We start from the raw sequence: 24,118 nt of genomic DNA on the forward strand, positions 1-24,118 counted from the left end.
TATCTTCTTAATTTTAAATTCACAGCACTTACCACTTAATAAATATTTAAAAAAATAAATTTTATCAATAAGTTAACAGATTAAATACGATCTTTTAATGAAGGTATTTTTAGCCAAAGAATTTACGGCCTAAACAGCCTGCTTAAAAAATGCTTAACCATTGCTTAAAATATGCTAAAATTTGTACTTTAGCTCTACTTTAAAGTCCAAACCGTATTTCCTATATTAAAAATACAAGCAGGATAACTGATTTAAGGTTGCTCGCTAAAATAAAAAGTTTTTATCATTTTTTAAATTAAAGCGTACCAGCAAATGACTCAAGACGTAATCAAAATTTTTATTGGCTGTGATCCGAATAACTGTGATTTAGAACAAATGATGGTTCTAGATTATAGTATTCGCAAACACACTCAGCATAATGTTGAAATTATCTGGATGCAGTTGAGCCATAATTCGAATAGCCCTTGGTATACCCATCAAGAAACAGCGACAGGTTGGTCTACTGAGAAATGGGCGACTCCATTCTCTGGCTTCCGTTGGGCTATCCCAGAATTGTGTAATTTTGAAGGTCGTGCAATTTATATGGATACAGATGTTCTGGTCCTGTGTGATATTTCAGAATTATGGAACCATTCCATTAGCGATGATGCTATGGTCATTGCTAAAGGTGATAAAAGTTCCGCACGTTTATGTACGTGTGTTTGGGACTGTGAAAAAGCGAAACAGTACCTTCCATCCCTCAAAAGTTTGCAAGCCGACCCAGATGGTCATAAAAAATTAATGCAACTTTTAAAAGATCAACCTCATTTAGCACACCCGTACAACAACTCATACAACTGTATTGATGGTGAAAATTTAACCATTGATCAAATTAAAGTATTGCACTATTCAGATATGGGAACACAATTTACCCATCAATATGCAATTCCCAGATTAGAAGCATCTAACCAGAAACACTGGTTTGATGGCAAAATCCTGCCACATCCTAGACAGGATCTTTCTGAGCTATTTGACCAATATTATAATGAAGCTTTAGCGGCTGGATATACACCAGAGAGCTATAGCGTGAGTCCATTCGGTAATTTCAAAAAAGCATCTCAAATTAACTATCAAGGTAATAAAGTAACTCGCCCCGAATCAAGCTCTTGGATATCAAAATTCTTTAATCAATTTAAGTCTAAAAAAAATAGATTTTCTTTAGATAATTAATTTTTTAGAATCAATATTATAAAGAATTTTGAATAATTTAAAAAAACTGAAGTAACGAAATTTACTTCAGTTTTATATTACTTTTTTTAATGAGAAAATTTTCGTGAATAATTTTTTTACTCATTCTATTTGTAGAAATTTTTTTAAATTTTTCTATAAAATCACGCATTCTGCTGCACTTAGACACAATCGAATGTATTGGCCTTTATTTCGTGTCGAAAGAGATAATGAAGGTACCTTAAACAAAGTTTACTTTCAAAACATCCTGATTGCTGATAATACTATTTTAGAAAAAACCAATAATAATACAGCAGTATTAGTCGCAACAGGCCCCTCTATAAAAACCATTAGTCCTGAAGTTTTTAAACAAACATCTTGTGACTATATTGGTGTAAATGGTGCTATTTCATTAGATATTCAATTTCAATATTATGTGATTATTGACCACAACTTCACAACCAAAAGATTTGACTTGGTTTTAAAAGTACTTCAAAGTGATTTGATTCTTTTTATAACGCCGAAGTGTTTAGATTTAATTCTAAGAAGAGTTAAATTCAAAGATATCACATGTAAAATCAAAGTAATTGAAACTATTACAGAAAATATAATTACAAGTTTGTTAGCAGAAAAACAAGTGGAAAATAAAAATACGAAGCACTATTTTTATCATAATGAATATGGTTTTTCCACGCGCATATTTCACTCTATTTTTGATTACTTTACCGTTGCCTACGTTGCGCTACAAGTAACTCATGCCCTTCAATATGAAAAAATTTATATTGCCGGTCTAGACATGAATGATTTTAATACACCTAGATTTTATGAAAGTAAAGATAATAAACAACCCACCATGCTAGACCAATACTCAAAAGTTATTTTTCCAGCATTTGATGCAGCAGCACAGTTTTTTAAAGAAGAAAATATAAAAGTATTTAATCTTTCAAAAACTAGTGCAATCGAATCTTTTGAAAAAAAATAGCATATTCCCCCTATCCAAAATTTATATTATTGCACTAGGGGGAGCATATTTTAACTTATTAAAGAGACGTCTAGGATTAATTTAAAATTCTAAATATCTAACAATGAACCTTTAAAATATATACCTTTTTCATAATACATTTTAAGATGATTACGTTCCTTTCCTGCGAGTTTAATTAACTTAGGATAAACTTCAGGCGGATAATTTATAGCCATATTAATCAGCGTCTTTTCTTTAACCCATCTATTCTTAACCTGATAAAAAAATGCATTTTCATCACAGTTAATCAGAGTAATACTTGGAAGCTCTACTCGCATTACTTTTTGGCATGCAACATAAGCAACTAAATATTCTAAATTACCAATTTTTTGAAAAATATCGGCATGATTTTTATCTGTCTGCCGAATAGTATTAATATAGTTTTTTGGACCTTGCTCTATTGCTCGAGACAATTCTTCAAACCATGCTTTAAAGAATGGATTATTCGCTACACTTGCCAGCAGCCAATTTTCTAATACAGGATACTGTGGATTAGTGGTATTTTTTTTACGGTAAAAAGCAAAACTATCTGTCTTTTTTTCATTCAGTAGAGTTTGAATCCAATCTAAATTTTCATAAACGATAATACTTGCATCCAACCATATTCCGCCATGAAGATAAATTAAATTAAACCTCAGCAAATCAGCCTTCTGCTGTGGGGTAGCTGAATTTAGTGCTGCAAAATTGATATCACTATACTGATTTACATTCTGTGGATTGAGGACATTAACCTCATAATCTGCATTTATACGTTTAATATTTTCAATACACTTTTCTACAAATACAGGTAAGTCACCTTCCCAATAGATCCAAATTTTTTTAGGAATCTCAATTGGCTTTTCTAAAGGATTAATCACCAAAATATCCGCATAGTTATCTATGGCTGGATTTTTGTTTCTCATTTTATATGAGTACATGATATTAAATTTTGTCAGGTAAAATATTTTCTTAAGAATTTTCATCAGTCAGACCTGAAATTGAACTTTATCTAGCCAAATCACTTCAGCAGATCAATATAGAATAAACATTAACTAGGTGTAACAATGCCATCAAAGAATCATATTCCTAACAGCATAAAAACGATCACGCCACATACGCTTTTGCTTTTTTAAACCATATGAAAGTTGACGGCCAGATTGGTCATTGCGTCGGATACTATCGGTTGCAGCAGCACCATCAATATCGCTATCCAAACCATTAGGCTTAACCACAGCAGGCCATACAGATAAGCCTTTACCATTCTGAGAAAGCCACGATTGAGCTAAATTATCCACTGGCATGTACATTTCCTTAGCATGTTCTAAGAATGCTTCAGCACCCTTTCTTGACCAAATCATCCCAATAAAACGTATCGGATAATAATAAGCACGTACCAAGTCTCGCCCTTCAAAATGAAATAGTTTTTTAGACATTTTATTTTTTTTAGCGCCTAAATTCATCGCATACCAATCAACATCAGGATTTTGATATAACCATTCAAGCATTGCATCTACTGTCACTTTAAAGCCATCTAAAAGACGAATATCATCTTCAACCACGATCAGATAATCTGAATCTGTGCTTAAAAATTTCTTTAAACACCCTATATGACTTAAATAACATCCAAGTTCAGAGCTAATTAAACTCCGGCCCATTATCTCTATGGCTTTTTGATCGTTATAATTTTCAAAACTCGATAAAGGTTTTCCACGACCATCTACAGCAGCAAAACGCGTAAAAGGCACTTGTTCAGAGTTCAATTGTTCAGTCGCACTTTTTAAGCGTTCATCGCTGCCATCTAAATTAATCAGGTAGGTTTCTACTTTCATCATGCGACTTTACTCTTCAATTCTTTCGGCAAAAATTCGCCAAACTTATCTATCATTGCATTGCGAATCAAGGCTTGTTTTGATTCAGTCATCAAATCCAAACTTTGGATACAACCATATTTAATTGCATCATTCTTTAATGCAGTTAAAAATTCAGTAATATCATCACTCGGCTTTACATATGCAACCTGTTCATCGGGTTTGAGTATGGCTTTATTTTGTTGAATACTCAGATGATTTGCCAAACCCACCGGTAAAAACTGCTCAAAATACCTAAACTTAAAACGAATTTGCTGCAATAAAACATCTGGATATTGCTTGAAATAATCTTGCAATACTTCTGTCTTCATAAAGTGAGGACGATGATGTAATGCATAGTAACGCTTCAATCCAATCATATCTGCACTCAACATCTGTGCAGTGGTAAATTTAGGTTGTTGTTGCTTACCCATCTTTTCATACAAAAATTTTCGAAAAAGATATTTTATTTTAATCAGAAAATTACTTTTCCACTGACCATAAATGATAACTTTATCATCAATGAAACAATCCGAAATTTGTGAAGTTGAGTTAATAAAAACATCATCATTTAAATAAATAAAACGATCAGCCAAGCCAGGAATATTCCACAACATCGTCTCTATGCTGAGCGAGTTAAATGTCGGCAAATTATTTTCATAACCTAAGAATAACGTACGATGATCAATCACTTTAATTTTATCTTTTGCACAAATATGCTGTGCAGTAAACTGTTCTAACCATTCTGGCTGCTGATTATCGGTCACAATATAAATTGTTCCACAATAAGGCATATATTTTAAAACAGATGCAATACAGAAATAAATTTCATCATTATTTGCAAAGCGGGTTGCACTTCCAGCATCACGAGCAACCGTGTTGGCCATATATTTCTGACGCTTTTTACTCAGTTCAGGGTCATTACCATCTACCCAAGTAATGACAATATCAACAGATGGAGTCTTTTGCATAACGCTGCTCTAACATTTGAAATTAATTTAACTGAAATTAATATGCCATCTTAACAGATCATGGTTATATTTTTCTTCTTTCATATATCGTAAAATCAATTAAAATATCTGTGCAACTTTGTCGGAAACATAGGTTAATAATGCAAAAATTTTTAATCGTACTTTTACGGTTTTTTTTCAACTACCGTCCTCAAGTATTTTTTCCAAGCACCACAATTGAGCCAATATTAAAAACAGCTGATATCAAACGTATTTCTTTTTTTATTGTTGCACATGCTGACGATATTGAACTGTTTATGGGTAAAGAAGCGCAATACCAAATACAACATAATAGTGTAGATCGGATCATCTTTATTGTATTAAGTGCAGGAGATGCCAACCGCAAAAATAGAAAAAAACCATTACGAAAAATTACATGGTGGCAAGCACGCGAACGTTCACATACTGCGGCTATTTCATCTTGGAATCAACATCGAGATGCTGTATTTGAGCAAGAAATTCAAGTCAATCAGAAATATATTACTAAAATTAGTATGGGTGATAAAATCTGCTTATACAATTTCCGCCTGACAGATGCCGATAAAACAACATCTCTAGCTCAGATTGTTCAACAACAAAGCTCAACCATTACTGATTTAACCCATCATCAAGCTTATACCTTAGAAACACTACAACAAACCCTATTAGAGCTTCTAAAAACTGAAAGTGGTCAGGCTGAATACGCCGACTTTTTTATTATGGATTGTGATGATAAGCGTAACCCAGAAGATCATAAAGACCACCAAGCCACATCATTAATTTTAATTAATATTTTAAAAGAATTACAGATTCCACATAAAAGTATGACTGGGTATTTAACCTACTCTACTCACAACAAGCCCATTAACCTTGAAGGGCAAGATCGGGACAATAGTTTTGCCACATGGAAACTAATGGGCGATGTACTTGAGTATTATGGTTATAAACGGAATGATGACCCACATCACATGCAATGGGTGGGCAAGGAATATCCGAGTTTTAGTATCATTCCCGATCAGGATACTATTGAAATTGATCGTCTAAAAAAATTATGGCAGCCAAACGCTCAGTGAGAGTCGAGTATTATTTTAGGATAACATCCCCTACTGCCATGCATCTTTAATCCAATCTGAAGGTAGAACATAACGATACCATTTTCCGCCACCACCACTAATGGCTTCAGGTGGATTAATCTCACCATGGAAAATGATGATTTTCGCATCTTTAGGTTTTACTGGTGGCTTAAAGTAAGCCAATGGAATTTTCTGTAAGCAATGATATTTATAACTTTTACACCAGTCTTTTGGCCAATAACTCAGTTTTTTTTGCTGATCGACATACCAAGACAGATATTCTTGCTCATTTCTAAATTTATGACTAATTTCATCAAAATTTTCACGGAAATACGGCAAAATTTCAGGAAAAGAACCCAGTTTAAAACGATAAACAGAACTATTTCCTGTCACACGCCACGGGCGTTTCCAATCGTGAATTACAAGAAATTCACCTGGATATGTAAAAAAATCATCAATATTATCAATAATAACAACATCTAAATCAAGGAACAGTGCATTACCTTTTAGGCCATAAAGATCAGGCTCAAAAGTTGAGAGTTTATTCCAACCACGCTCAGGTGCACCTTTGGGCAAATCTAGCGACGGTATAGGAAAGCACTGCACATTCGGATCAATACCTTCTGTACGGTCAGTTAGACAAACCATTTTAAAAGGTAAAGTTAGATGACGACTAACCATATTATAAAGACGATTAACGTATTCAGCACCGTATTTAGTGCCCCACTTCATACAGATAATAATATTATCTTCTGAAGCTTCTGATGAATCTTGCTGACTATTTAACATTTCATACTATCCAAATATTTTTTTCAGTTTAGCACTCAAGCCATGAACGAAACGATGCTTGGCGTTGGCTTTATCACTCGTCAAAAAGTTAATTTGAATAGATTGACGTTGCCCTTCATACGGAACATAGCCATGCCAGCCATGATCAACAACCTTAAATGCAACTAATGTACCTGGACCTGCATTAATTTCGTCCACATAGTTGTCCATATTTTTTTCATCATTTAAGATGCGTAAACGACCAGTTGGTGCATCCCAAGACTCATTTAAATAAATCAAAATGGTCAATAATTTTGTTTTAGAATCAGAGTGAATACGACCATCTTTTTGACGAGAATAACCACGTAAGGTAATCATCATTGGATGTTCCATAACATCTACGTCAAATTTTTCAGTCAAAATTTGACGAAATTCTTTACAATCCAATGACTTCAAAAAACGATCAAAATTAGGTTTAATTTCAACGTCTTCAATATTATAACTACCACCTTGTTCAATTTTGGGAAAATCCTGAATGACAGATTGAACCTCTGTGCTTTCCAAAGCATTTTCCACAACAAAATATGGATATGGTGAAGTAGAAACATTCGCCGCTTTTAAAGCATCTAATTTTAAAATATGGGTCATCGTTATAATTTACCGGCATGATAAAGTTAAGACAATTATAGTACAACAAATTATTTGCATTACAAAGTCACCAAACAACGCTCATCTTCATATAAAAAAAGGCGAAACATTCGTTTCGCCTTTAATCTAAACCAATCAATTTATTTGATGTAAGTCAACCAGTGTGCATATTTTGGATCTTTACCTTGAACAGCATCAAAGTAAGCTTTCTGAATTTTTTCAGTGATTGGTCCACGTGTACCACTACCAATTTCACGGTCATCATATTCACGGATTGGTGTCACTTCAGCAGCAGTTCCTGTAAAGAATGCTTCATCACCAATATAGAACTCATCACGTGTAATACGACGTTCAATCACTTCATAACCCAAATCTTTGGCAATCGTAATAACCGTTTGACGAGTAATGCCGTCTAAAGCACCGCCCGAAACATCTGGTGTATGAATTACGCCATCTCGGACTAAGAACACGTTTTCGCCAGAACCTTGGCATACATATCCCTGCGGGTCCATCAGCATTGCTTCATCATAACCCGAATGTGCAACTTCTTGATGTGCCAAAATAGATAAGGTGTAATTACCAGATGCTTTCGCTTTACACATCGTCACGTTTGGATGATGGTGTGTGAAAGAAGAAGTTTTTACACGAATCCCTTTGGTCATTGCTTCTTCGCCAAGATAAGCACCCCAACTCCATGCTGCTACAGTGGCATGAATAGTATTATCTGTCGCAGCAATACCTAATTTTTCTGAACCAATAAAGATAATGGGACGCAAATAGCAAGAAGCTAATTTATTTTCACGCACTACATCAACTTGAGCTTGTTCTAAAGTCTTTTGATCAAATGGAACTTTCATTTGATAAATTTTTGCAGAATTTAGCAAACGTTTAGTATGATCTTGGAGACGGAAAATCGCAGTACCATTTGGCGTTTCATAAGCACGGACACCTTCAAAGACTCCCATACTGTAATGTAAAGTATGCGTTAATACGTGAGTTTTCGCCTCACGCCAGTCAACCATTTGTCCATCTTGCCAAATAAAACCATCACGATCAGCCAAGTTCATGGCACACACTCCAAATTTTTATACAATTATTCACTTTCCAACGCGAACACAGCAGTTGGATCAATTAATCTTTGCCATAACTTGCAAACAACCTCTCGGGTATCGCGCCAATCTGCTGCACTGACTTGCATACTGTGGTTTGCAAGGGCTAAGCGATGGCTCTCGGCTCGTTCACTAAGATAGGCTTGAATCAGAGCAGATACATCGTTACTGGATAAGTAACCGGCTTTAGCAGCATCTTCTAAAATTCGTACATTGTCGGAATAATGGGCGAGATCTTGATTCGTCCCACTCCAGGCTAACACGACATACTGTGCCATAAATTCTATGTCAACGATACCTCCTGCATCCTGTTTTAAATGAAAAATTCCATCTTTTTTCTGCTCTTTAGAAGACCCGAGATGATCTTTCATTTTCTGACGCATTTTCAATACTTCTGCACGAACGGTCTGTTCATCTCTCGGTAAAGTCAAAATACGACAACGTAATTGTTCAAATTTATCTCGTAAAGTTTGTTCACCAGCAATTGAGCGTGCTCGTACTAAAGCTTGATGCTCCCATACCCAAGCACTCTTCATTTGATACTGTTCAAATGCCTTCAAACTAGTGACTAAAAGCCCAGCTTCACCTGATGGTCGTAAGCGTGTATCAATTTCATAAACCCGTCCATCTAATGTTTGGGTGGTCATCAATGACATAAATTTTTGCGCAACACGCATAGCAAACTCAAAACCACTAATAATTTTATGGCCATTGGTATCTGCTTGCTCATCCATATAATGAATAAACACCAGATCTAAATCTGATCCATAGCCCAGCTCAATTCCACCAACTTTACCGTAACCAATCACTACAAATGCAAGATGATCCAGTGAACATCTATTGCCTTCTGTATCTAGGGGATAGCCATGTTTTTTAGCCACCGTTTGATAAGCTAAATTTAAAGTAGCACTCACAGATACTTCAGCAATATCTGTTAAGGCATCCGAAACCTTCATCAATGGACTTTCAGCCAATACATCACTCGCAGCCACGGTGAGAACATTAGACTTTTTAAATAAGCGTAAAACCCGCATCTGATCTTCAACTTGATCTATTTCAATGCGCAGTAACTGTTGCCGTAATGAATCTTCTAAATCTTTACGCTTTGGTAATTCAAAATCCATCGATAAAAATTCATCAAGGAGTACTGGATAGTGCGTTAGCTCTTCACAAATCCATGGACTAACTGTCGCCATTTTTACTAACCGCTGTAATGCACCTTTACTTTCAATCAACATGACTAAATACACAGTCCGACGCATGACTGATTCAATTAAAGGCATTAAGCGCAGCAATGCTGTTTGTGGCTTGTCAGACTGTAAAATAACTTCAATTAAATGTGGCCAAAACTCTTTTAAACGCTGCACTGCCTTAGCGGGCAGTTTTTTAATGGTATGACCAAACCAAAACTCATGAATCAAGTTTTTAGCTTTTTCATCTAAAACTTTATCCAGTTGCTTCTCTAACTGACTAAAATTTTCAACCGTAGCATCTAAGCCTTTTTCTTTAATAAGGTGCTCAAACTGATAAATCACTTTGTCACGTTTTTGATTCAGACATGCAATGAATGCATCCCAACTCTCAAAACCCAGTGTTTCACTGATACGACACTGTAAATCTGGCTCACAGGGAAGTGACTGTGTTTGGTGATCATTTAATGCCTGAATTGCATGTTCAACACGGCGTAAAAATAAATAGGCATCCTCTAAATCAGAGACAGCCTTTTGCTCCAAAAGTCCCACCTGACCCAAATGTTGCAAACTAACTAAACATTGCCGATCTTGTAATTCTAATTTTGAACCGCCATAAATTAACTGAAAAACTTGGACAATAAATTCAACCTCTCGAATCCCACCCGCACCTAACTTGATATCATCTGCAATATTACGACGTGCCACTTCACGCTCAATCATGGCTTTCATTTCACGCATTGCTTCGAATGCAGTGTAATCGACATATTTACGAAAAACGAAAGGACGAGTCATCTCCAGCAAATCTGCACCGTCTTTACCGCCAGAAACAATGCGCGCCTTAATCCATGCATAACGCTCCCACTCGCGACCATGCTGACTTAGATATTTTTCTAGTGCAACGTGACTAATAGCTAGTGCAGAACCATCTCCCCAAGGTCGCAAACGCATATCGACCCGAAAAACAAAACCATCTGCGGTAATATGGTCAAGCAAATAAATCAGCTTCTGTCCCCAAAAGATACAGAATTGCTGTACATCAATTGATTTACGCCCATTACTTTCACCTTGTTCATCAAAAGCAAAAATTAGGTCAATATCACTGGATAAATTCAACTCTTGCGCACCCAGTTTCCCCATTGCAATTACAATCAAGTCTTGCACTTTACCTGAGTAACTGAGCGGCTCTCCATGTTTAGCCACTAAAGGAATACGTGCAAAATCTTTCGCTGCAATAATACTAGCATCAGCAAAATCAGAGAGTTCACGCGTTAACGTCACTACATCCGTCTGTTGGTTGGCATCTTGCCAAATCCAACGAAACATTAAGCGAGCACGCAACACACGAATAACACGCATCCATGTCGCTTCATCATGAATAGACAATAAGGATTGTTGTAATAGCTGCTGAATCTTTTCCGTTGAGAGTGAGCTAGCAAATTGATCAACTGCATAATCTTGTTCTAAAACAGTTTGATGTAAACTTAATACTTGCTCTGCATACTGACTTGCACGTAAAGTTTTTTGCAATTGCTCAGCGTTCATCGAAAAAGCCTACCCGTCTAAATTATGTTTTATTTATAGCAGGTGAAAACTAATTTGAGAAAAATTAATTCATTTTTATTTTAATTTTAAATCGTTATTGATGTAAATAATCTGGAACCTGCAAGACAGAATTATGCTTTGCTGCTGTTGGCAACAGTACTTTAAATGTCGTCCCCTCACCTTCTTTCGAGTGCACTGTAATTTTTCCATGATTTAAATCAATGAATTTTTTACACAATACTAGCCCCAAGCCTGTACCTTTTTCACCCGATGTTCCTTTAAAACTCACTTGAATATGCGGTTCAAAAATTGTATCTATTTGCGTTTTGGTCATCCCCAAACCCGAATCCTGAATAATAACTTCCACCCCTTTCACTAATGATCTCGCTCGAATAGAAACCTTACCAGAACCATCAATATGGGTGAATTTCAAGGCATTTGACACCAAGTTTTGAATCACAGAAGTCATCATATTAATGTCTGCAAAGACACCAATTTCGTCAGAAATATCCTCAATTAATTCAATATTTTTTTTGACTGCAAGCGTATTCAATACCCCGTAAACAATTTGAGTGACTTGTTTTAACTTAAAATGAATCGGGTGATATACAAAACGTCCACCTTCAGCTATCGCCCAATTCAACAGATTTTCTAACAAGTTATAAGTTGATTGAGTTGTATCATGTAAATATTCAGCAATATTTTGAATTTCAGATTCATCTAACGTCTCGCGCTCTTCTGCCAAAACTTCAGAAAAACCGATTAAGCCATGAAAAGGTGCACGTAAATCATGCGCAATAATTTGAAAAAATTTAGTCTTGCTTACATTTAATGCGGATTGTTGTTCGTATAATTCCTTTAATTCATCATATTCTAAACGCAGCTCAACAACATCCATAATATTCATTGCAAATTCATGTACGAGGTCAAGATTTTGATCGCTATAGAATTCATCCAGATTATCAAACAAAAGGACTTGACCTATAGACTGCCCTGCATTAATTTTTAAATCAAATGCAACAATTCTCTCATGGTCAATCCCGATATCTTGAATGTGTTGTGAAAAAGCTGAGTAATTTTCATGATGCCGATTAAGTACCGTTTCACCGATGAAATAAGGGGTTAAGTTAGCTTCTTTGTTCGCTCGAAAAGCTTTAAAACCATCATCAGACGAATACCAAATATAGGGTTCATGATGAAAAGCTAAAATTGCATATTTTGCCTGCAGAATTCCTCGTGCACATTTTAAAAATCCTTCAATGCGATTATCAGGCGTAAAAACACCAAGCAATAAAGATAATTTACATGCACTTAACTGATCTGCTTGACCAATCTCCAAGAGTTCTAACCTCATACCCGCCTCTCTAGCTATGATGAGTATTTTTATTTTTACAAAACTTACACAATCCAATATATCAATAATATTTTTAAATTAATACCGTTTAATGCAGAAGAAATATTAAGCAGAAATTTATATTAAAATAAGCTCCATAAATTTCACACTAAATATCATATTAACAACAGATTAGAGCTTACAATATCATTTGAACCTAACTTTCATCGATATACCTCAATTCATCATCTAAAACTATGAAATTTTCTTTAGACATTAAAAAACCCTAAGCCGTTTATACAAGCTTAGGGTTTATAGAATCTCATGATTCTGAATTTGGTCCCGAGGGTCGGACTCGAACCGACACGTCATCTCTGACAGCGGATTTTGAATCCGCCGCGTCTACCAATTTCACCACCTCGGGAGAGGTTGTGTGCGTATAATATCTTGTTTGATCGTGTTGTCAATGCCAAGTTAAAGCAATTGATTACTTTTAGAACACATATTATTTTTTTGATGTATAAAACATCAAAGTCAGCCATGAAATTGAAAAAAGACTATACTAAGCACAGTTTTTACTTCGCAATTTTATCGTATTCCATGATGCAACTTTCTGACTTTAATTTTGACCTCCCAGATGAACTTATTGCCCGTTATCCTTTAGAAACTCGCAGTGCTTCTCGCCTCCTTCATTTAAATAGCGATGGCAGCTATCAAGATCTTCATTTCACAGATATTTTAGATCTGTTCGAAGATGGTGACTTAATGGTGTTAAATGACACCAAAGTAATGAAAGCTCGCCTTAAAGGTAAACGTGCCACTGGTGGTGCTGTGGAAGTTTTGGTTGAACGTATTTTCAATCAAACGATTGCACATTGTCATATTAAAGCCAGTAACTCACCCAAAGCTGGTGCGGAATTGTTTATTGGCCCCGATGAAGTGAAGGTCATAGTCACAGGCCGCCATGAAAATCTATTCGTAGTCGAATTTTCGCAACCAATTTTACACGTTCTAGACCAGTATGGTCAGCTTCCAATTCCGCCTTATTTCAATCGTGAAGCAGAAGAAATAGACTCAGTTCGTTATCAAACTGTATTTAATGACCCGACCAAATTAGCCAGTGTAGCCGCTCCTACAGCGAGTCTGCATTTCGACCAAGAGTTATTAAATCAACTCGAACAAAAAGGGATCAATAAAGCTTTTGTGACCTTACATGTCGGTGCTGGTACTTTCTTACCCGTACGTAGCACCGATATTGCCAATCATATTATGCATAGTGAATGGTGTGATGTTCCTGAAACAACAGTCAAGCTTATTCAAGAAACGCAAGCTCGTGGCAATAAAGTCATTGCTGTCGGTACAACTGCGACGCGTGCTTTAGAAAGTGCCGCTCAAGCCTGTGCTGGGAAAATTGGGGCATGGTCAGGTGATACACAAATCTTTATTTATCCAGGTTATGAATTTTGTGTAGTAGATCGTTTGATCACTAATTTCCACTTACCTGAATCAACCTTATTAATGCTCGTTTCTGCATTATCCAATCCAGATAATATTCTGAACGCTTATCAGCATGCGATTGCACAGCAATATCGTTTCTTTAGTTATGGTGATGCCATGTTGGTTGATCGAATTTAAAAGGTCAGAGAAAAGAGTTGGTTTAGTCCAACTCTTTTCTGCATTGCAAAATACATATTACATTTTTAAAATTTCACACAAGAGAGTTCAAAACCACTCATTATCTACTTTTTATATGATCCGACCATCTCAATGAACTATAAAAAATCGTATGGCTAAATCATTGTTCGTATAAGTATACTCAACTTTATTACTGCTAATTTTTAGCGCATAATCAAGCACATTCGGATTGAGTAATCTTGCTCAAATCACTTCTTTAATCTCTACCGAAACGTATCCAAATTTCATGCCTATAGATACCGTGCAACAGCTTCTGCATCTCAGAACTAGAAAAAATAAACAGGTCATGGAAAATATCGCCCGCCTTTGGGATATCGGTAGACAAGCCACTTCGGCACAAGACATTTTAGATGCCTTACACCCTTGGGGTACAAGCAAAGATTTGTTTTTTTATAATACTATTCCACGCTTACTAATTATTATGGGTGTTCTTACTGGCTTTATCGGCTACTTTATTCATCCATCTTTCCCCTATCCTTTAAGTTTTCTAGCTGGTTTTCTGTGTTGTTTTCTTGCCTATCTGATTTATGAAAGCAAGGATCCTATTACAGAGGTTATTCAATATTTAGAACAACGCATCTTGTTACTCCGCTATGATTTGCACTTTAACAAAATGCCAGACTATATTTCGGCCACCAGTAATTCATTATTGGTCATCAGCAAATTGAAACAAACTTTCCCTTTATTTTCTCAAGGTAATGTTTCCAATGAAATCACCCAGTTTGCATCTACAGTTTGGCATGATGGTGAAGTAGAGCACCAAGTCATGCTGTTTCAATACCACTATGTTAATGAACTGACTATTCGTGGATTAGACAATGACAAACAAAAAATTAAAGAAGTACATAAAGATCAATGGGGTGTTTTTATCTTTCAAATGCCAGCTTTAGGCTTTGCTGCCAGTAATCAGCATGATGAGTTCATTTATCCTTATACTCAAACTTGGCTTACCAGCGATATTTTAGCCAATCAGCGTTTACATATTTTTGGCTATGATCAACATCAACTCGCACGAACAATTAGCCCCAGTTTAACCTTAAAATTAAGTGACTTTTTTGAGCATTATTCAGGTGATGTGATCTATCATTTTGAAGAAAATATGTTCTGCTACCTTGGTGAGCAAAATTTATTACGCGTATCTAAAAAGAAACAAGACATTAAAGATATTTCATTATTACGTGGACATTTACGCACATTAAGCTTGCCTGAATATGAACAATTTAAACAGAGCATGCTAAACTTAATCACATAACAAATAAGGAATAAGCAACATGGGTTTATTAATTTTTATTGGCATCTTTGTCGTCGCTGCGATTTGGGCAATTTCAATTCGTAATAATATTGTACGTTATTTTAATGCGACCAAACGTTCTTGGGCTGAAGTGGCCAATTTTGAACGTCAAAAAGTGAAAACTTTAGATGCTTTAGAACAGACATTATCGCAATACACCCAGTTTGAAAAATCAACCTTAGAAAAAGTAACCGAATTACGCCAACAAATTTTAAATTTAAATATCGATAATGCGGATGTCTCACATTTACAACATATTGAAAAACTGAACCAAGATCTGATGCGTAGCCTAAATGTCGTGATTGAGAATTATCCTGAATTAAAAGCAGATACTTTGTATGCAAAAATGATGGATGATATTCAAGAGCAGAATGAAAATGTCGGTGCTGCGATTACCATTTTCAACCGAAATGTTGAAGAATTTAATAACATCATTCAAATTTTCCCTAATAACATTATTAATAGTGTAACTTTAGCAAAAAAATCGATTCGCCCATTTTCTGATTCAATTACGCTACAAAATTTCGACTATCGACCTAATTTTTAAAGTATTTTTGATAAAGAAGATTCGTTAAAAAGCAAGTATATTAATGCATTACATACCCAGTCTGCTGATAATATGAATGAGAAACTTACTCGATTAAGCTGTTTCTCATTCAACTGCAACCAGATGAATACTTAATAAAAATAAAAAAATTATTGTGCAGCTATACAGCAAAATAGTGTGTACTGGATAAAGGGGAATAATTCATCGTATTAAATTAATTGGGCATGCATAAATTATTCAATTACATCAAAATACACTAAATACTTCAGCATAATAATATTGTAAATTTTGTAGCATCCCATCTCAGAATCTAGGAAAATAGACTCCTTTTGCAACACCATCAGCGAACTGTTTTTTCGCCAGATTCGGATATTTTATGAAGTTTGAGAAATTAGCTCAGTCGGGCCGTGCCCGTCGTGGTCGTTTAACCTTAGAACACGGTGTGATTGAAACGCCTGTGTTTATGCCCGTTGGTACTTATGGTACCGTTAAAGGCATGCTGCCACGTGATATTGAAGATATCAAAGCGCAAATCATTTTAGGTAATACTTTCCATCTGTATTTACGCCCTGGTTTAGATGTGATTCGTGAACACGGTGGCTTACACGGTTTCATGAAGTGGAATAAACCCATTTTGACAGATTCAGGCGGCTTCCAAGTTTTTAGCTTAGGTGCAATGCGTAAAATCAAAGAAGAAGGCGTGACTTTTCGCTCTCCAATTGATGGCTCAAAAGTCTTTTTGTCTCCTGAAATTTCAATGGATATTCAACACACCTTGAATTCAGATATCGTGATGATTTTTGATGAATGTACGCCTTATCCAGCAACGCATGAAGAAGCACAAAAATCATTACAGCTTTCATTACGTTGGGCAAAACGCTGTAAAGCCCAACACCATGATGTATTAAAAAATAAAAATGCCTTGTTTGGTATTATCCAAGGCGGCATGTACGAAGATCTGCGTGAAGAATCACTTAAGGGTCTAAAAGAAATCGATTTTGATGGTTTCGCCATTGGTGGTTTATCTGTCGGTGAGCCAAAAGATGAAATGATCAAAGTCTTGGATTATCTACCAGTAAAAATGCCAGCAGATAAACCACGTTATTTGATGGGCGTGGGTAAACCTGAAGATATTGTCGAAGCCATTCGTCGTGGTGTCGATATGTTTGACTGCGTTATGCCAACGCGTAACGCACGTAATGGTCATTATTTTGTGACAGACGGTTTAGTCCGAATTCGTAATGCACAATATCGTCATGATCAACGTCCACTCGATCAACACTGTGATTGTTATACTTGTAGCAACTTTTCTCGCGCTTATTTATTCCATTTAGAAAAATGTGGTGAAATGCTCGGTTCAATGTTGGGAACGATCCATAATTTACGTTATTACCAACGTTTTACTCAAGATATCCGTGATGCATTAGATAACGGTACTTTTGATGACTATGTAACCGATTTTTATCAGCGTCGCGGTTTAGACGTTCCACCTTGCCCTGAAGACTAATATTCAAATATAAAACAGAATTGAATATTCCTTCATCAGCATTTGCGCTCAAACTCAAGACAATGTAAATTGCAGAACAAGTCAATTTTAATGTCAGGGGGTTGTTGATATTTCAAAATAAATGATGTTACTGACTAGAAATATTTATAGTCGTAACCATATTGAAGTAGTAACTATCTCTAAAGACAACCGTTATTTAACTTTAGGAAACTAAAATGAGCTTCTTTATTTCTTCTGCTCACGCTGCACCAGCGGCTGCACAAGGTCCAAGCATGATGGCGAACATCTTAATGATCGCGGTATTCGTGGCAATCTTCTATTTCCTCATTTGGCGTCCTCAAGCAAAACGTGCAAAAGAACATCGCACTTTAGTGGAAAGCTTAGGCGTAGGCAGTGAAGTTGTATTTGCGGGTGGCTTAATGGGTCGTATCACCAAGATCGAAGGTGATTTTGCAGTGGTTGAGCTAAATCGTGGTAACGAAGTTAAAATCCAGCGTGCGAGTGTCATTTCAGTATTGCCTGAAGGCACACTAAATAACCTTTAATCATAAAACAGTCGTGCTATTAAGCACGACTTTTTCATTTTAAGAAGAAAGCAAATGCGTTACCCAGCATGGAAATATATACTGATTGTGGTTATTCTCATCATCAGTACATTATACGCACTGCCAAGTTTGTATCCTGATGAACCTGCTGTTCAAATTTCTGGTGCCAAGGCTGGTACTGTAATTGATCAGAGCGTTATACAAAAAGCAGAGCAAATTTTAAAAAACGAAAATATTAGCAGTCATGATAATACTTTCAGCAAAAATGCCGCACTCCTTCGTTTAAACTCATCAGAGGCTCAATTAAAAGCCAAAGTTGCTTTAACCGATGGACTCGGTGAAAACTATACTGTTGCACTCAACCTTGCACCAACCACACCTGAGTGGTTGCAAAAAATTGGTGCTAAACCAATGAAGCTCGGTTTGGACTTACGTGGTGGTGTTCATTTCTTACTTGAAGTAGATATGGACAAAGCGATTGCGCAACGTATGGAAACATCTGAGACAGATTTACGTCGTGAATTCCGTGACAATAAAATTAAATTTAATAGTTTGTCATTAAATAACAATGCTATTACTGTACAGTTTGCAAACAATGATGACCGTGCTAATGCGATGGATTTTTTACGTCGTAATGGCAACAAATATACGCAACAAGCGATTGCAACAGATACTGGTTCTACGCTGAAATTGACCTATAGCGATGCGACTAAGCAAGAAATTCAATCTTATGCATTAAATCAAAACTTAACCACATTACGTAATCGTATTAATGAGTTAGGTGTAGCAGAAGCACTCGTACAAAGCCAAGGTAGCAACCGTATTGTGGTTGAACTTCCGGGTGTACAAGATACGGCTGAAGCAAAACGTGTTTTGGGTCGTACTGCAAACTTAGAATTCCGCTTAGTTTCTGATTTAAATGATCAATATATTGATCCTTATACAGGTAAATTGAATGGACAGTCTCTACCTCCAGGTACTGAAGCTTTCGCCTATCAAGCCCTAGATAGTGGCCGAGAAATACTGCTTAACCGTAATCGTATTTTAACTGGCGAACGTGTTCAAAATGCAGCGAGTGGATTCAGTCAAGATTCTGGTGGTGCCGAAGTTAATATTACTTTGGATAGTGCTGGTGGAAAACTGATGGCAGATGCAACTCGCAATGCTGTAGGTAAACGCATGGCGATTTTGTTTATTGAAAATAAACAAAAAGTAAGTACCGTGACTGATCCTGTGACAGGTGTACAAACTGAAGTACGTACCCCTTATGCAGAATCTGTTGTGCTCAGCGCACCAAACATTCAAGCCGTACTGGGTGCACAATTCCGTATTACTGGAATGAGTTCACCGCAAGAAGCTGCTGAACTTGCATTAATGCTTCGTGCCGGTGCTTTAGCTGCTCCAATGTATTTTGTCGAAGAGCGTGTAGTTGGGCCGAGTCTAGGACAAGAAAACATTGATAAAGGTGTGCTTTCAACACAAGTTGGTTTCATTCTTGTGGCCCTGTGGATGGTTGTGTTCTTCCGTTTATTTGGTCTAATTGCAGATTTTGCCTTAGTCATTAACTTAGCCATGATTCTAACAGTCATGTCTTGGATTGGCGCATCACTCACCCTACCCGGTATTGCAGGTATCGTAATTACCATTGGTATGGCCGTCGATGCCAACGTGCTAATTTGTGAACGAATACGAGAAGAAATCCGCTGGGGTGCATCGCCTAAGCAGGCCATTATTGCCGGTTATGATCGAGCCTATAACACAATTTTTGACTCGAACTTAACCACCTTCTTGGTTGCATTCATTTTATTCGCGATTGGTACTGGTCCAATCAAAGGCTTTGCCGTAACACTGATGATTGGTATTGTATGCTCGATGTTTACAGCGATTACTGTAACACGTGCCATCATCCAACTCATTTACGGTAAAAAACGTAATTTGAAAAAGTTGAGCATTTAGGAGATCGATGATGACTGAAGTGACTCAACCTAAAAAATACGGTCGTCCAGATGATGAACGCGTAATTAACTTTATGAAGATTGCCAAACCTGCGGCAATCATTTCCATCATCTTGACTATTGCGAGCCTTTTCTTTATTACCACTAAAGGTCTCAACCTCGGTTTAGACTTTACTGGTGGTATTTCAGCTGAGCTAAACTACAGCAAACCAGTAAAATCTGCTGAGGTTGTCGCTGCTTTAGATAAAGCAGGCTTTCATGATCCCGTGGTGCAAACCATTGGTACTGACCGCGACTTGATCGTCCGTATGCCAGCACAAGATAATGTCAAGGTCGATGATTTAAGCAACGCCATTACCCAAGCAGTCCAATTACCAAACAATACGGCAACCGTACAAAAAGTCGATGTTGTTGGTGGGCAAGTCGGAAATGAACTTTACATTCGTTCAGCGGGTGCTGTAGCACTTGCGATGTTACTGATGCTAGTTTACGTGACGATCCGCTTCGAATTTAAATTGGCTGTAGGTGCGGTACTTTCACTGCTACATGACGTGATTGTGACTTTAGGTATTTTTGCCATGATGCAATGGCCATTTGACTTAACCGTTCTTGCGGCAGTCTTGGCTTTAATCGGTTTCTCACTTAACGATAATATCGTGGTATCAGATCGTATCCGTGAAAATTTCCGAAAAATTCGTGGTGCAACACCTTTAGAGATCGTCAATATTGCACTGACTGAAACCTTAAAACGTACCATTCATACCTCAATGACCTTATTGCTTGTGGTTCTTGCAATGATGTTCTTAGGTGGTGATGGCTTACATTGGTTCTCAGTTGCGATGTTTGTTGGGGTGTTTGTAGGTACGTATTCATCTATCTACATTGGTACTGCGTTCGCTTTATGGCGTGGTCTAAACCGTCAGGACTTTATCGTACAAGTTAAACCTGAGTTTGATGAACAAGAAATTCCTTAATCATTCAAAGCTAAAAAAGCCCATCACCTGATGGGCTTTTTTATATTTACTATTTTCACACACCGCTATGCTAAAAATATTTTAATGCTGAATCACTTTAATTTGTGGAAAAGCAAAGCCTTTACAGGACTGCTCTGCTCTCCAAGCAATTGTCAACATGCTGTGTGCAAGCTGATAATTTTGATAAGCAAATGTACCAATATCAGGATGCTGACACATACCACCATCACTTAGAGCATGCACTTGAGTATCTAGCTCATTCAAGCTTAAACGAATACCTAAACCTGATGCTTTGAGTACGGCTTCCTTTGTCGTCCATACTTTAAACCAATGCACAGGATCAAAATTTAAGGATTCCCAAGTCTCATACTCATTAGGATGAAACGCATGTTTTGCTAAAGCTTCAAAACGTACTTTACGATCTAAATCTTCAATATCGATACCCAGATCTTGAATCTGTTGTGACAATGCGAGCGCATAATTTTTTTGACTATGAGAATGGTTAAATGAATATTTTGGAAAGTTAATTAAATAAGGCTTTCCATACTCAGTTTTAGCAAAATCTAGCGTTGCGATTTCTTGATGAAAAAATGTCGCTATATATTGATTACGTTGTTGATCAATACATTGTTTTCTATAAGCATTGAATCTGGAGAAATCCAAAAAATTAGAGCGATCCAAGGATATAAATTGAGTCAATGTGTGAACATGAATTTGAATGGTACGTTGTTTCATTAATTCAATTTATCCCACTTAAATATCAAACTTAGAACTTAAGTAAACCATCTAAAATTCCATCCTCAACTACTCGTTGTAATCCATCTTCAAAGGCAAAATGATGGATGTCATCTGCTGCTTGGGCGAAAATGAACCCTCCACAACATCATGTTATAACCACCACACACAGCATTGTTTAATTAACATTTTGATGCACGATTTTTATAGTTAGATCCGTTTAAAAATGATCGAGGTATTAATTCCACCAAATGCAAAATTATTACTCATGAATATTTCAGCATTGATCGATCGAATTTGGCCCACGATATAGTCCAAGTCTCCACATTGTGGATCTATAGTCTCTAAATTTAACGTGGGAATAAAACTGTTCCGATGCATCATTTCTAAACACAACCACGCTTCAATTGCACCACACGCACCTAAAGTATGACCAAAATAGCTCTTTAATGAGCTAATCGGTTTTTTACCTAATATTCGTGCAGTTGCTTGTGTTTCTGCAATATCACCTTGATCAGTTGAAGTGCCATGCGCATTTACATAATCAATCGCATCAGCCGAAATATCAGCATCTTTAAGCGCCAATTGCATACAGCGCCCCATCATTTCAGTGTCTGGACGTGTTACATGCTGACCATCGGTATTGCTACCATAACCAATAATTTCAGCATACATTTTTGCGCCACGAGCTTTTGCATGTTCATATTCTTCTAGAATTAAACAACCTGCACCCTCGCCCACGACCAATCCATCACGATTAGCATCAAAAGGACGCGGCGACTTTTCAGGCTGATGGTTCATGCCACTGGTAGCCAGCAATACATCAAATACTGCCGTACCTGCAGCACTCAATTCTTCTGCGCCTCCTGCAAGCATCACAGTCTGTTTACCATATTTAATCGCTTCATAGGCTTGACCAATCGCCATTGATCCCGAGGTACAAGCACTTGAGGTCGGTAAAGTCAGCCCTTTCAACCCAAAATATACAGTCATATTCACAGCACTGGTATGTGACATCATTCGAATATAAGTGGTTGCATTCATTTTGCCCATATTCTGCTCTAAGAGCATACTGCCGAATTCCGCCACAGCATCAACACTACCAGCAGATGAGCCAAAAGCGACTCCAGTTTCACCGTTGACTAAAATAGGGTCATGAAGTAATCCAGCATCAGTTAATGCTTTTTCTGCACTAATTACAGACATTAATGCCACTCGCCCCATCCCACGAGTTACTTTCCGATTAAAGTGCTTCGGGATATAAAAAGATTCTACTGGCCCTGCAATCTTGCATCTTAAATCGGTGAATACCTCCCATTCTGGCATATAACGTATGCCACTTTTAGCTTGTTCGAATTGGGTAAAGATAGCATCCGCCGTTTCTCCCAAAGACGTAATGCCTGCCATTCCTGTGACCACAACACGCTTCATTAAATCAGCCCTCCATTCACAGAAATTACCTGACGGGTTATATAACTAGCTTCATCACTGCACAAAAATTTCACCAGACTTGCGACTTCATCGACATGCCCCATCCGTTGCATTGGAATCATATTCAGCGCATGTTCCTTCACCTCATCGGTAACCATTTCTGTTTCAATCAATCCAGGTGCAACACAATTCACGGTGATTTTGCGTTTTGCCAATTCTAAAGAAAGTGCTTTGGTCGCACCAATCAATCCAGATTTAGCAGCACTATAATTAACTTGCCCTCGGTTTCCCATAATGCCTGACACAGAAGACATGGTGACGATTCGCCCTCCTTTTTTTAAACGAATCATCGGCATGACCAGCGGTTTTAAAATATTATAAAAACCATCTAATGAAGTACTAATGACGTCATCCCAATCTTGGTCGGTTAATGCAGGAAAAGCAGCATCATGTGTGATGCCTGCATTCAGGACAACGCCATAAAATGCACCATGTTCAGCAATGTCCTGCTCTAGCAACTGTTGCGTTAGCGCACGGTCTGTCACATCACATAATAAATAATGACTATTTTGACCTAGAGCCTGAATCTGCTCAACCACCTCTTGTGCTTCTCGCTGTTTAGAACGCGCATGCACCGTGATATCAAATCCAGCTTGCGCCAATTGTAAGGCGATGGCTTTGCCAATTCCGCGGCTTGAACCCGTTACTAAAATTCTTCTCGTCACAATAT

21 protein-coding genes and 1 tRNA gene are annotated in these 24,118 nt (G+C 37.0%); 10 read left to right on the forward strand and 12 right to left on the reverse strand.

Annotated elements, in window-relative coordinates:
• Positions 1-312: 312 nt before the first annotated feature.
• Positions 313-1,209, forward strand: coding sequence for a glycosyl transferase (locus B9T27_RS00370; protein WP_086204907.1), 897 nt, complete (start codon positions 313-315; stop codon positions 1,207-1,209).
• A gap of 103 nt (positions 1,210-1,312) precedes the next feature.
• On the forward strand, positions 1,313-2,188 hold the full coding sequence (locus B9T27_RS00375; protein WP_086204908.1) for a lipopolysaccharide biosynthesis protein: 876 nt from the start codon (positions 1,313-1,315) through the stop codon (positions 2,186-2,188).
• A gap of 89 nt (positions 2,189-2,277) precedes the next feature.
• Here the strand turns inward: B9T27_RS00375 and B9T27_RS00380 are convergent, their stop codons facing one another.
• From B9T27_RS00380 to B9T27_RS00390, 3 genes are all read right to left on the reverse strand, one after another.
• A complete protein-coding gene (locus B9T27_RS00380; RefSeq protein ID WP_086204909.1) occupies positions 2,278-3,189 on the reverse strand; it encodes a glycosyltransferase family 32 protein in 912 nt (303 codons plus the stop codon).
• A gap of 87 nt (positions 3,190-3,276) precedes the next feature.
• Positions 3,277-4,035 carry a glycosyltransferase family 25 protein gene (locus B9T27_RS00385; protein ID WP_086205388.1) on the reverse strand — a complete coding sequence of 253 codons (759 nt, stop codon included), beginning with the start codon at positions 4,033-4,035 and terminating at the stop codon, positions 3,277-3,279.
• Positions 4,035-5,024 (reverse strand): Stealth CR1 domain-containing protein, encoded by a 990-nt coding sequence (locus tag B9T27_RS00390; RefSeq protein ID WP_086204910.1) that lies wholly within the window; start codon positions 5,022-5,024, stop codon positions 4,035-4,037. Before B9T27_RS00390 ends, B9T27_RS00385 begins: the two co-directional genes overlap by 1 nt.
• Before the next feature lie 140 nt (positions 5,025-5,164).
• Here B9T27_RS00390 and B9T27_RS00395 point away from each other — a divergent pair, with 140 nt between their 5' ends.
• Positions 5,165-6,115, forward strand: a complete 951-nt coding sequence (locus B9T27_RS00395) for a PIG-L family deacetylase (RefSeq protein ID WP_086204911.1) — start codon at positions 5,165-5,167, stop codon at positions 6,113-6,115.
• Positions 6,116-6,145: 30 nt separating this feature from the next.
• On the opposite strand, the gene B9T27_RS00400 is transcribed toward B9T27_RS00395, so the two are convergent.
• The 6 genes from B9T27_RS00400 to B9T27_RS00425 all read right to left on the reverse strand — a co-directional run bounded on the left by B9T27_RS00400 (position 6,146) and on the right by B9T27_RS00425 (position 13,132).
• Positions 6,146-6,904, reverse strand: coding sequence for a glycosyltransferase (locus B9T27_RS00400; protein WP_086204912.1), 759 nt, complete (start codon positions 6,902-6,904; stop codon positions 6,146-6,148).
• Positions 6,905-6,910: 6 nt separating this feature from the next.
• A complete protein-coding gene (locus B9T27_RS00405; protein WP_086204913.1) occupies positions 6,911-7,531 on the reverse strand; it encodes a 2OG-Fe(II) oxygenase in 621 nt (206 codons plus the stop codon).
• Positions 7,532-7,671: 140 nt separating this feature from the next.
• Positions 7,672-8,598, reverse strand: coding sequence for a branched-chain amino acid transaminase (locus B9T27_RS00410; RefSeq protein WP_086204914.1), 927 nt, complete (start codon positions 8,596-8,598; stop codon positions 7,672-7,674).
• A gap of 26 nt (positions 8,599-8,624) precedes the next feature.
• A complete protein-coding gene (gene glnE, locus B9T27_RS00415) occupies positions 8,625-11,375 on the reverse strand; it encodes a bifunctional [glutamate--ammonia ligase]-adenylyl-L-tyrosine phosphorylase/[glutamate--ammonia-ligase] adenylyltransferase (RefSeq protein ID WP_086204915.1) in 2,751 nt (916 codons plus the stop codon).
• 94 nt (positions 11,376-11,469) lie between these two features.
• Entirely contained in the window at positions 11,470-12,729 is a 1,260-nt protein-coding gene (locus B9T27_RS00420) for a sensor histidine kinase (RefSeq protein WP_086204916.1), read from the reverse strand.
• Between the two features lie 316 nt (positions 12,730-13,045).
• Positions 13,046-13,132 (reverse strand) — tRNA-Leu (locus B9T27_RS00425).
• Positions 13,133-13,311: 179 nt separating this feature from the next.
• Between B9T27_RS00425 and queA the strand changes: the two genes are divergently transcribed.
• The 7 genes from queA (at position 13,312) to secF (ending at position 21,222) form a co-directional block, all read left to right on the forward strand.
• Entirely contained in the window at positions 13,312-14,343 is a 1,032-nt protein-coding gene (gene queA, locus B9T27_RS00430; protein ID WP_086205389.1) for a tRNA preQ1(34) S-adenosylmethionine ribosyltransferase-isomerase QueA, read from the forward strand.
• Between the two features lie 286 nt (positions 14,344-14,629).
• Positions 14,630-15,655, forward strand: coding sequence for a hypothetical protein (locus B9T27_RS00435; RefSeq protein ID WP_086204917.1), 1,026 nt, complete (start codon positions 14,630-14,632; stop codon positions 15,653-15,655).
• A 19-nt stretch (positions 15,656-15,674) separates the two neighbouring features.
• Positions 15,675-16,241 carry a LemA family protein gene (locus B9T27_RS00440; protein ID WP_086204918.1) on the forward strand — a complete coding sequence of 189 codons (567 nt, stop codon included), beginning with the start codon at positions 15,675-15,677 and terminating at the stop codon, positions 16,239-16,241.
• A gap of 376 nt (positions 16,242-16,617) precedes the next feature.
• Positions 16,618-17,748, forward strand: a complete 1,131-nt coding sequence (tgt, locus tag B9T27_RS00445) for a tRNA guanosine(34) transglycosylase Tgt (protein ID WP_086204919.1) — start codon at positions 16,618-16,620, stop codon at positions 17,746-17,748.
• A gap of 215 nt (positions 17,749-17,963) precedes the next feature.
• A complete protein-coding gene (gene yajC, locus B9T27_RS00450) occupies positions 17,964-18,293 on the forward strand; it encodes a preprotein translocase subunit YajC (protein ID WP_086204920.1) in 330 nt (109 codons plus the stop codon).
• 54 nt (positions 18,294-18,347) lie between these two features.
• Positions 18,348-20,249: a protein translocase subunit SecD gene (secD, locus tag B9T27_RS00455; protein WP_086204921.1), complete on the forward strand. Its 1,902-nt coding sequence runs from the start codon at positions 18,348-18,350 to the stop codon at positions 20,247-20,249.
• Positions 20,250-20,256: 7 nt separating this feature from the next.
• A complete protein-coding gene (secF, locus tag B9T27_RS00460) occupies positions 20,257-21,222 on the forward strand; it encodes a protein translocase subunit SecF (protein WP_171263294.1) in 966 nt (321 codons plus the stop codon).
• Between the two features lie 81 nt (positions 21,223-21,303).
• On the opposite strand, the gene B9T27_RS00465 is transcribed toward secF, so the two are convergent.
• From B9T27_RS00465 to B9T27_RS00475, 3 genes are all read right to left on the reverse strand, one after another.
• Positions 21,304-21,957, reverse strand: a complete 654-nt coding sequence (locus tag B9T27_RS00465; protein ID WP_086204923.1) for a 4'-phosphopantetheinyl transferase family protein — start codon at positions 21,955-21,957, stop codon at positions 21,304-21,306.
• 210 nt (positions 21,958-22,167) lie between these two features.
• Complete coding sequence (locus tag B9T27_RS00470; RefSeq protein ID WP_086204924.1) at positions 22,168-23,388, reverse strand: beta-ketoacyl-ACP synthase; 1,221 nt, start codon at positions 23,386-23,388, stop codon at positions 22,168-22,170.
• Complete coding sequence (locus B9T27_RS00475; protein WP_086204925.1) at positions 23,388-24,113, reverse strand: 3-ketoacyl-ACP reductase FabG2; 726 nt, start codon at positions 24,111-24,113, stop codon at positions 23,388-23,390. The genes B9T27_RS00470 and B9T27_RS00475 overlap by 1 nt, the downstream gene beginning before the upstream one ends.
• Between the last annotated feature and the right edge of the window lie 5 nt (positions 24,114-24,118).

Source organism: Acinetobacter sp. ANC 4648 (assembly GCF_002135345.1).
Lineage (GTDB): Bacteria > Pseudomonadota > Gammaproteobacteria > Pseudomonadales > Moraxellaceae > Acinetobacter.

Coding starts and splice junctions, on each gene's coding strand:
- B9T27_RS00420 (WP_086204916.1), bottom strand. CDS start 12,729: ATGAGGTTAGAACTCTTGGAGATTGGTCAAGCAGATCAGTTAAGTGCA.
- yajC (WP_086204920.1), top strand. CDS start 17,964: ATGAGCTTCTTTATTTCTTCTGCTCACGCTGCACCAGCGGCTGCACAA.
- B9T27_RS00435 (WP_086204917.1), top strand. CDS start 14,630: ATGCCTATAGATACCGTGCAACAGCTTCTGCATCTCAGAACTAGAAAA.
- B9T27_RS00370 (WP_086204907.1), top strand. CDS start 313: ATGACTCAAGACGTAATCAAAATTTTTATTGGCTGTGATCCGAATAAC.
- glnE (WP_086204915.1), bottom strand. CDS start 11,375: ATGAACGCTGAGCAATTGCAAAAAACTTTACGTGCAAGTCAGTATGCA.
- secD (WP_086204921.1), top strand. CDS start 18,348: ATGCGTTACCCAGCATGGAAATATATACTGATTGTGGTTATTCTCATC.
- B9T27_RS00400 (WP_086204912.1), bottom strand. CDS start 6,904: ATGTTAAATAGTCAGCAAGATTCATCAGAAGCTTCAGAAGATAATATT.
- B9T27_RS00390 (WP_086204910.1), bottom strand. CDS start 5,024: ATGCAAAAGACTCCATCTGTTGATATTGTCATTACTTGGGTAGATGGT.
- queA (WP_086205389.1), top strand. CDS start 13,312: ATGCAACTTTCTGACTTTAATTTTGACCTCCCAGATGAACTTATTGCC.
- tgt (WP_086204919.1), top strand. CDS start 16,618: ATGAAGTTTGAGAAATTAGCTCAGTCGGGCCGTGCCCGTCGTGGTCGT.
- B9T27_RS00470 (WP_086204924.1), bottom strand. CDS start 23,388: ATGAAGCGTGTTGTGGTCACAGGAATGGCAGGCATTACGTCTTTGGGA.
- B9T27_RS00410 (WP_086204914.1), bottom strand. CDS start 8,598: ATGAACTTGGCTGATCGTGATGGTTTTATTTGGCAAGATGGACAAATG.
- B9T27_RS00405 (WP_086204913.1), bottom strand. CDS start 7,531: ATGACCCATATTTTAAAATTAGATGCTTTAAAAGCGGCGAATGTTTCT.
- B9T27_RS00465 (WP_086204923.1), bottom strand. CDS start 21,957: ATGAAACAACGTACCATTCAAATTCATGTTCACACATTGACTCAATTT.
- B9T27_RS00440 (WP_086204918.1), top strand. CDS start 15,675: ATGGGTTTATTAATTTTTATTGGCATCTTTGTCGTCGCTGCGATTTGG.
- B9T27_RS00385 (WP_086205388.1), bottom strand. CDS start 4,035: ATGAAAGTAGAAACCTACCTGATTAATTTAGATGGCAGCGATGAACGC.
- secF (WP_171263294.1), top strand. CDS start 20,257: ATGATGACTGAAGTGACTCAACCTAAAAAATACGGTCGTCCAGATGAT.
- B9T27_RS00395 (WP_086204911.1), top strand. CDS start 5,165: ATGCAAAAATTTTTAATCGTACTTTTACGGTTTTTTTTCAACTACCGT.
- B9T27_RS00380 (WP_086204909.1), bottom strand. CDS start 3,189: ATGAAAATTCTTAAGAAAATATTTTACCTGACAAAATTTAATATCATG.